This window comes from Arthrobacter sp. SIMBA_036 (genome assembly GCF_046535135.1).
In the GTDB taxonomy this organism is placed as follows: domain Bacteria; phylum Actinomycetota; class Actinomycetes; order Actinomycetales; family Micrococcaceae; genus Arthrobacter.
Window position 1 is genome coordinate 1 of record NZ_JAWRXG010000339.1, and the last position, 252, is coordinate 252.

Below are 252 nucleotides of genomic sequence, written 5' to 3' on the forward strand. Positions count from 1 at the left end.
AATTTTGTCATCTACCACAAGGGCAGCCAGAAGATCATCGCCCAGAATCATCAGTTTATTGGTGTGAACCGAGGCTTTGACAAGTTTCTGCGGCGGGACGAGTTTGGTGGCAAGCTCGGGGTGTTCTGGCATACCCAGGGTTCGGGTAAAAGTTTTTCGATGATTTTGTATGTCCGCAAGATCATCCGCAAGGTACAAGGCAATTACAGTTTTGTAGTGGTTACCGATCGCGACGATTTAGACGGGCAGATT

At 48.0% G+C, this 252-nt stretch carries 1 protein-coding gene; it reads left to right on the plus strand.

The features are described from left to right. Positions 1-252 (plus strand): DEAD/DEAH box helicase family protein (locus SB659_RS20110; protein WP_410551701.1); only part of this gene is annotated, 252 nt, incomplete at both ends.